General features: G+C 52.0%; 8 protein-coding genes. 3 read left to right on the forward strand and 5 right to left on the reverse strand.

Annotation, left to right across the window (positions count from 1 at the left end):
- Positions 1-192: 192 nt before the first annotated feature.
- The 4 genes from BFQ01_RS32750 to BFQ01_RS25385 all read right to left on the reverse strand — a co-directional run bounded on the left by BFQ01_RS32750 (position 193) and on the right by BFQ01_RS25385 (position 4,170).
- Positions 193-1,044 carry a hypothetical protein gene (locus BFQ01_RS32750; RefSeq protein WP_065927379.1) on the reverse strand — a complete coding sequence of 284 codons (852 nt, stop codon included), beginning with the start codon at positions 1,042-1,044 and terminating at the stop codon, positions 193-195.
- A gap of 264 nt (positions 1,045-1,308) precedes the next feature.
- Positions 1,309-1,518 carry a hypothetical protein gene (locus BFQ01_RS25375; RefSeq protein ID WP_065927380.1) on the reverse strand — a complete coding sequence of 70 codons (210 nt, stop codon included), beginning with the start codon at positions 1,516-1,518 and terminating at the stop codon, positions 1,309-1,311.
- A gap of 239 nt (positions 1,519-1,757) precedes the next feature.
- Entirely contained in the window at positions 1,758-2,699 is a 942-nt protein-coding gene (locus BFQ01_RS25380) for a hypothetical protein (RefSeq protein ID WP_141691308.1), read from the reverse strand.
- A gap of 1,186 nt (positions 2,700-3,885) precedes the next feature.
- A complete protein-coding gene (locus BFQ01_RS25385) occupies positions 3,886-4,170 on the reverse strand; it encodes a hypothetical protein (protein WP_065927382.1) in 285 nt (94 codons plus the stop codon).
- A 177-nt stretch (positions 4,171-4,347) separates the two neighbouring features.
- Between BFQ01_RS25385 and BFQ01_RS32645 the strand changes: the two genes are divergently transcribed.
- Positions 4,348-4,506 carry a hypothetical protein gene (locus BFQ01_RS32645; protein ID WP_162844265.1) on the forward strand — a complete coding sequence of 53 codons (159 nt, stop codon included), beginning with the start codon at positions 4,348-4,350 and terminating at the stop codon, positions 4,504-4,506.
- Positions 4,507-4,787: 281 nt separating this feature from the next.
- Complete coding sequence (locus BFQ01_RS25390) at positions 4,788-5,396, forward strand: LysE family translocator (RefSeq protein ID WP_065927383.1); 609 nt, start codon at positions 4,788-4,790, stop codon at positions 5,394-5,396.
- 3 nt (positions 5,397-5,399) lie between these two features.
- Here the strand turns inward: BFQ01_RS25390 and BFQ01_RS32485 are convergent, their stop codons facing one another.
- A complete protein-coding gene (locus tag BFQ01_RS32485; protein ID WP_141690759.1) occupies positions 5,400-5,630 on the reverse strand; it encodes a hypothetical protein in 231 nt (76 codons plus the stop codon).
- A gap of 80 nt (positions 5,631-5,710) precedes the next feature.
- Here BFQ01_RS32485 and BFQ01_RS25395 point away from each other — a divergent pair, with 80 nt between their 5' ends.
- Positions 5,711-6,718 carry a GlxA family transcriptional regulator gene (locus tag BFQ01_RS25395; RefSeq protein WP_074846863.1) on the forward strand — a complete coding sequence of 336 codons (1,008 nt, stop codon included), beginning with the start codon at positions 5,711-5,713 and terminating at the stop codon, positions 6,716-6,718.
- Positions 6,719-7,127: the final 409 nt, after the last annotated feature.

Here is a 7,127-nt window from a genome sequence, read left to right on the forward strand (position 1 = left end):
TCAAAAACTAACTCCATTATCCCGACTTGGTTTTTTGAAATAAGCACTATCTCGTCGAAATTTTAAGCAAGATTTGCTGGCGTGCATATTGGTTTGCAGACTTGATTTGCATGTTGATATTGCTCTTTACAACAGAGCCGATCGATATGGCGTGTCGGGATTCAATGAGGGAAGTCAAGGGGCTGTATGTCGTTACCTCTCTCGTATGTTGCGTATTCTCGTCGTGAGATCACGCTCGAGTTGCTCAATTCCCTCTCCGTTAGGGAGATAGCGAATATGGCGAAGGTGAGCAATATCAAATGGGATATCTGCAGCATTCTGAGTTATGATAATCACTTCTTTTCCCAGTGAATGCGCTATTCCCATTTCATAGAATACATTCGCATTTTTTCCGGAGCAGTCACATACTACAATAGCGGCCTGATCTATAAGCGCAACAACGTCTTGGATGATTGCAGAATGGTCCCATCGGTTATCTGCTCTATCCCAGCGCATCCCATTTGCTTCAGTTGCGCGTTGAATTGCTTCCCACACCGAATTGAAACCAGAAAACGGCATCATCGCTGACAGCAGGTCGGAATCGACATGTTGATGGTCGTCCAGTTGGAAAACGCTCGGCTTGCGTACGGGGCGACGCCATTCGGTCATCAGCACTCGAAATAGGTCGGTGCCTTTAACGGCCCAGTGGCTGTGTTCAAACGGACCAAATCCTCTTCTTGGTATGTGAATTCCAAGGGCAGGGGCCAAGGCCACTAAGTCAGCTTGAGGGATCGGTGGTACGTTGGGGTCGTATCGATATTCAATAGCTACGCTTTGGCCAATAAATTGTGCATCGCTTATTTGTCCAACCCTTGCTACCTGGTTGGGGTCATCATGGTTCGTCTCTTCGGCAAAAATTGCCGGAATTGATTTTAGAATAGTCAGATTGAGGACCCCTCCCGGCTTAAGGAGGGGTTCTTGTTCGGCAGTAATGTAGATGCGCCCTACAGAAACCTCGTCTCTGCGCTCGCCCCAACCGCCCGCCCTCACTAATAAATTGAACATTGCATCCCTTCCCCGGCTGCTAAAAAATACTGTCATTAAGCTAGCATAGCTGAGCCAAAACTAGCCATTGATGTACAAAAAACAATACATGAGTAATATAAGTTGCTGATTTTTAAATGGTATTTTTTGCTGGAAGGTCTTCATCGCCATCGTTAAACAAAATGGCGAGTCGAGGGGCCTCAAACCCTATTTCTTTCAATTCGGTCGTTGGATAAAGTTCGCTAACCAGATTGCTAAAGTGAGCGAGGTAGTCCCTGAGGTGCGTCAGTCAGGCGCTAGAAGGACCGCCAGGGTCAATTTAATGAACTCTTCGTTCTCATCAATAGTGTTCAGCGCGCCGCGTATGTTTTCGGCGGTGTCTTTGGAACCTCGCTGCTCTACCCAGTTCGAGAGCTCCATAATAGAAGCTTCGAGAGCAAGTTGGTTTTCATAGATTTTTGAGATCAGAGGGGGTAGCAGATCTGAGTTCAGCATCAATATTCCTCCATGGGAAAATCAGAAAAGCACTTGTTTTCGGTGAGCCCCGCTGAAGGTTTGAACCTTTCGTACGCTCAGGGTCTCTTTCATGTTGCAAGCAGTGCCCAAAAATAGCCATCTGTTAAGCATGGTTGGGAGTGGTGTTTGGGAGCGGCTGCAGCCTAAAAAAGAAGTCTCTCAGCCAAACGCTGCTATTAAAAAACGGCTCACTCCCAAATATTAGCTGCTCAAGCGACCTAGGGTTCACTACTAATTTCAGAGCATTGATCTAACAGGTCTCGAATTGCTTTTTCGTCATCAGGCCTCACCGCTGCAAGCTTTTTAAGGCGCCTTTCGAAAAACTCCAAGATCTGTTCGTCTATCGTTCGCTGCGCGTCGATAAAATTCTCTTGAAGCGATTTTTTAATTTCTCCAATGAAATCGCCGATGTCGTATTCGTTTTTTGCCAGCAGAGCTACGTCGAGGCCTTGTAAGCAGCTTATTAAAAAGTTAGTGGGTACTTTTTTTACCTCCCAGATTAAAGATTCGGCTCGTCGTAGTTCAGTGGTAATATTAATCAAGTTTTCATCTAGCCTTTTCACGGCAATTTCAGATTTATTTGTGGCTTTGAGCACTTCGTCATACTTACCTTCGAGCGAAGCCCTGACGGTCTCAAAGTGAGATCTGACTTGCGATGTCTGATCTAGCATTCTATCCAGATCTTGCTGGCTTCTGACTTCTTGTGCTGCTGCAACGTCACGGCTCGAGACAGCGAGTTGAGCTTCTATCTCGGCCTGAAAAATTTTGATTTTTGCATCGTAATCTTCTTTGACTCTTTGGAGGTCTTTATCATGTAGTTTGAAGTTGGTGAATAAACTTGCACCTACTAATAATAGTACTGTGCTTACAATTGCACTGAGTGACCAGATTATTATTGAAATCATGGAGCTTTGAAATTCAGACGTTAGGAGATTTTTCTCTTTCAGTATTTTTAGCTCAACATCGTCTTGTTTTGTTATATTTTGTGTTGTTCCTGCACTGGTTAACGTTTGCGGAATAAGAGGAGGGCGCGCGGATGCTTCGGGTGCTATCCCACCTGCAGTTGTAGTTTGTGCAGCAGCTGTTGAGGAGCCACAGAGGATAAAAACGGGTAAAGCAATAGCGAATAAAATCGATAGTTTAAATGTGTTTTTTTTCATGCTGACATCCTTATTCTAAGCCGAGATGAAATTCCTCAAGGGCTAAGTATGCATCAAATTCGATAGCGGGAGCGCACTGCTTATGTTCAAAGCGCTTCACATTAGCGCTAAGTGTAGGGGCCTTTCGGTTTTACGATGAGTCTATTACCGGTATATCTGTGATAGGGGGGCGTAGGTACCAATGCGCCTACAGGAGGGAAAAAAAGTTCCAAAACCATAAAATCGAACCTTGTAGAATGCGGCCTGTAGCTTAGTCGACCCCTCTGGGTAATGGAACGCTTATACTCTTCAAGGATTCGGCCCGCTTGAGTTTGCATAGCGGTCTTGAAAACCGGCGAACGTGAGCACGCTCCTATGGCGGATCTATGTTTTTCGGCCAGACCGATCTGACATTCAGTGCAAATTGTTGGGGCTGTGGGGGACCGGTGAGGTGCCTAAAATAAGTTCCGCAACCCAGCGCGGCCTGCTTGGCCTGCCTGGGTTACGACCACTTGAAAATTGCGATTTTGCGGAATTTATATCGATTTAACCTGCTGATTTATAATTAAAATATTGTGGATTGCAAATCCGCCTACGCCGGTTCGATTCCGACCTCGGCCTCCACTCTTGAAAACCCCGTAGATTAACGTCTACGGGGTTTTTTATTGGGCGGAAGAAAAGGCCCGGGTGCCAACCTCTCGAGCAGGCCGATCTACCTTCCTCCGCATCCGCCTGTGCAGGCGCCATTCCCTTCCCGTTGTGTACAGCGTTGTGCCGTGTCCCTCCCACGCTCGAAGGTTTTTTCGACGAGTGACGTGTCTAGATCAAGGGTCAGGAGGCTTTTAAGGTTGTCATGGCCCGTGTTGGCGACTACCCTGAAAATGTTCGTATTGTTACGAATAATTTCGGTTGTGGCTGTTTTCAAGTCACGCTACTTCAGGATGAGGAACGAAAATGTTTTCACACGAAGGTCCCGCAATAGAGCTGCTGCTATTCATTTTTGGTCTGGCGATGCTACTTTTGGTCGTTTGGTTTTTTCATCATCAATACGAGCGGAAGACGGGGAAGGGTGTTAAAAAACTACATGATCTCGACGAGAAACGCTCAACCTGACGCTGCTGTCGAATGACCTGATCGAGTCGGCTCCCGCTGGCTCGCACTATTCGCTGACGTAAAGATTGGGGGGCTGGCTTTCGAGTTGAGGCCCTCATTCTTGAGCGTACTGAACTCTATCTTCAGCGCCAGTCTCTGACCTGCTGATGCGCTGCGCCTTCACTTCACCCGCGTACCTGGCGATTTTATCCCGCTGAGTTGCCAGCAACGTGCCGATCTTCATTAGCGCCAACGCCTCACTCGGCGTCCTGCTGCTGTTTGCCAGGGCTGTCAGTTCAACTACGGACCAGCCAATGACTGCAGTTGCATCTTCCAGGTCATAAAACAATTCCTGCTGGGCAGTTCTGGGTCCATCGAGGCCCTGTATCAACTCTTTCATCTACTTCTCCCTTTGGTGCTGATCAGGTAGCGAAGTTGGCCTTACTCGCATCAACGAATGACGTGTATCCACCCCAACACAAACCCTACCAAGACGTTACACGAAACTCATGACGGACTTCATTTACCGAGGTCTTACTTGACGTACACCCAACCTTGTAAAGCAGAGAGCGTTGTCATGAAGTTGAATTACCTAACCAAGGCGGCTGTTGTTGTCGCGCTGTTGTCGACCTTGTCGGGCTGCTGGATATTCATGCCGCCGGGCGGTGGCGGGGGTGGTGATCACGGCGGTGGTGGTCATGGTCAAGGCGGTGGCCCAGGCGGTGGTCCGCGTTAACCGTTAGTCAACCAGAGGTGGGCCATGAATTATGGCTCACCTCTTTTTTTGCCCCGGATAAATCCCAGGCAAAGAAAAGCCCGCGATGGGGAGCACGGGCTAAAAGGGATGTTCATTAGGAGCTGGGTTCACCATAAGGCCGCGTCTGTGAAAGCTTTGTGAAAACGCCGGAGCCATCTGAACCTGAAGTGTATGCCTCGATCCGTGCCTGGCTGTACGGGGCGCGGGGCGGCATAACCCACTACTGTCGCAGGCCTACCACACTGCTCGGATGCCGCACCATGTCCATGTCTACCAGCCTGCTGTCAGCCTTTGTGCTGTTCGCCTTCGTGTCCTCGATCACCCCAGGGCCGAATAACACCATGTTGCTTGCCTCGGGGGTGAACTTCGGGTTTCGTCGCTCGATGCCCCATGCGCTGGGGATCAGTATCGGCTTCATGCTGCTGGTGATTTCGGTCGGCCTGGGCCTGGGCGAAGTGTTCAAGGTATTCCCGTGGGCCTACACGGTGTTGCGCTATGTGGGCGCGGTGTACTTGCTGTACCTGGCCTGGAAGATCGCCACGGCGGGCGGCATGTCCGATAGCAATGATGAACACGGCAAACCCATGACGTTCTTGGGCGCGGCGGCGTTTCAGTGGGTGAACCCCAAGGCGTGGATAATGGCGCTCGGGGCCATCACCACCTATACGCCGGCTGAGGGCTATGTCACCAACGTGCTGGTGATTGCGCTGGTCTTTGCCGTGGTCAACCTACCCAGCGTGTGCGTGTGGGTCGGGTGTGGCAGCGGCTTGCGTAATGTGCTGCGCGAGCCGCGCTGGTTGAGGCTGTTCAATTGGTCAATGGCCGGGTTGCTGGTGCTGTCGCTGTACCCGATGTTGTTTGCCGGCTAGGTGCTAAACCGGCGAGATGGTCGCCAGCAGGCCGATGCCGATGGTCAGCACCAAAAAACCGAACAGGAAAATCGCCATCTTGGTCATAAGGCCTCCGAAGGAAGGGGGTGGGGATGGGGGCCATTGTCCGCCCAGGCGGCGTTTCAATACAGGCGCAGATAGCAAAGAAAAAACCGTATCAGATGCGTCGGCGAGGGTTCTGCCACGGGCTTTTGGCGCCCGTGGTTTTTTCAAGATCAGTGCCTGAGACAGCCAGCGTTTTTCCCCCTAAGATGGCGCCCATTGCATCAACAATAAAAGTGGGCCAATCCTCGATGGAAAGACGCCAGTTCAGCGGTGGCATGAAAGGCAAGAACCTGCGCTACCTCAACGAAACCTCCCAGCCGGCATCGGTCACTCGCGTCGGCTTCCTGCTGCTCGAACATTTTTCCCTGCCGGCATTCACCCAGACCCTCGACACCGTGGTCACCGCCAACCTGCTGCGACCTGATCTGTTCGCCACGCGCACCTTCGGTTGTGACGACGGGGAAGTCATCAGTGACCTGGGCCTGGTGATCCGGCCGGATGCGCGTCTCGATGCGCCCGCGCTGCAAGGCCTGGATCTGCTGGTGATCTGCGGCGGCTTTCGCACCGAACTCAAGGCTGACGACCAACTGATCCAACTGCTGCGTAGTGCCGCCGAGCAGGGCGTGAGCCTCGCGGGGTTGTGGAACGGCGCATGGTTCCTCGGCCGTGCCGGCCTGTTGCAGGGCTACCGCTGCGCCATCCACCCCGAACACCGCCCGGCCCTGGCGGAAGTGTCCAAGGCCACCCACGTTACCAGCGAGCCCTACGTGATCGACCGCGACCGCCTTACCGCGTCGAGCCCCTCCGGCGCCTTCCACATGGCCCTGGACTGGATCAAAAGCTTGCACGACAAAGCCCTGGTCGAAGGTATCGAAGACATCCTGGCCTTCGAGGAATCGCGTTATCGGCGGATCAAACCCACTGAAAACGTCAGCGTCAGCGCGCCCCTGCGCGAAGTGGTCAAGCTGATGGATGCCAACCTCGAAGAACCGCTGGAACTCGACCAACTCGCCGTCTACGCCGGCCGCTCGCGCCGCCAACTGGAGCGCCTGTTCAAGGAACAACTGGGCACCACGCCGCAGCGCTACTACATGGAACTGCGCGTCACCGAAGCACGCCGGCTGTTGCAGCACACCGAACTGTCACAGGTGGAAGTGCTGGTGGCGTGCGGGTTTGTCTCGCCGAGCCATTTCAGCAAATGCTACAGCTCGTATTTCGGATATCGCCCCTCCAAGGAGAAGCGGTTGGTCAAGTAAGGTGCGAGGAAATCCAAGGCATGGCGGATGCCCTGTTGGCTGCTTCGACCGGTAATCTCGTTCAGTGAAGTCAGTACAAATACGGGAGGTCCCGCTGAATCTTCGGCTTAGCGCTGTCGCACAGCAAACGGTAACCCCCGTGGCGAGGGAGCTTGCTCCCGTTGGGCCGCGAAGCGGCCCCAAAAAGGGGACTGCTGCGCAGTCCAGCGGGAGCAAACTCTTATAAAACTTAAAATAACTTAATGATTTTAAAGGGTTAAATTTTCACACTGAAGTCTTGAGCCCTGCATAAATAATTTCAGGCGAGCGCATTCTTGTGGTGAGCGGGCTTGCTGTGGTGAGCGGGCTTGCCCCGCGCTGGGCTGCGAAGCAGCCCCAATCAGGCTCCCTGTGTTCTGTCAGGTAAACC

It is taken from the genome of Pseudomonas sp. 8 R 14, from assembly GCF_900005955.1.
In the GTDB taxonomy this organism is placed as follows: domain Bacteria; phylum Pseudomonadota; class Gammaproteobacteria; order Pseudomonadales; family Pseudomonadaceae; genus Aquipseudomonas; species Aquipseudomonas marginalis.

What these genes read in the sequence shown, in the direction of transcription:
- BFQ01_RS32750 (WP_065927379.1), bottom strand. Translation starts at nt 1,044, where the DNA reads ATGTTCAATTTATTAGTGAGGGCGGGCGGTTGGGGCGAGCGCAGAGAC.
- BFQ01_RS25385 (WP_065927382.1), bottom strand. Translation starts at nt 4,170, where the DNA reads ATGAAAGAGTTGATACAGGGCCTCGATGGACCCAGAACTGCCCAGCAG.
- BFQ01_RS32645 (WP_162844265.1), top strand. Translation starts at nt 4,348, where the DNA reads ATGAAGTTGAATTACCTAACCAAGGCGGCTGTTGTTGTCGCGCTGTTG.
- BFQ01_RS25390 (WP_065927383.1), top strand. Translation starts at nt 4,788, where the DNA reads ATGTCCATGTCTACCAGCCTGCTGTCAGCCTTTGTGCTGTTCGCCTTC.
- BFQ01_RS25375 (WP_065927380.1), bottom strand. Translation starts at nt 1,518, where the DNA reads ATGCTGAACTCAGATCTGCTACCCCCTCTGATCTCAAAAATCTATGAA.
- BFQ01_RS25395 (WP_074846863.1), top strand. Translation starts at nt 5,711, where the DNA reads ATGGAAAGACGCCAGTTCAGCGGTGGCATGAAAGGCAAGAACCTGCGC.
- BFQ01_RS25380 (WP_141691308.1), bottom strand. Translation starts at nt 2,699, where the DNA reads ATGAAAAAAAACACATTTAAACTATCGATTTTATTCGCTATTGCTTTA.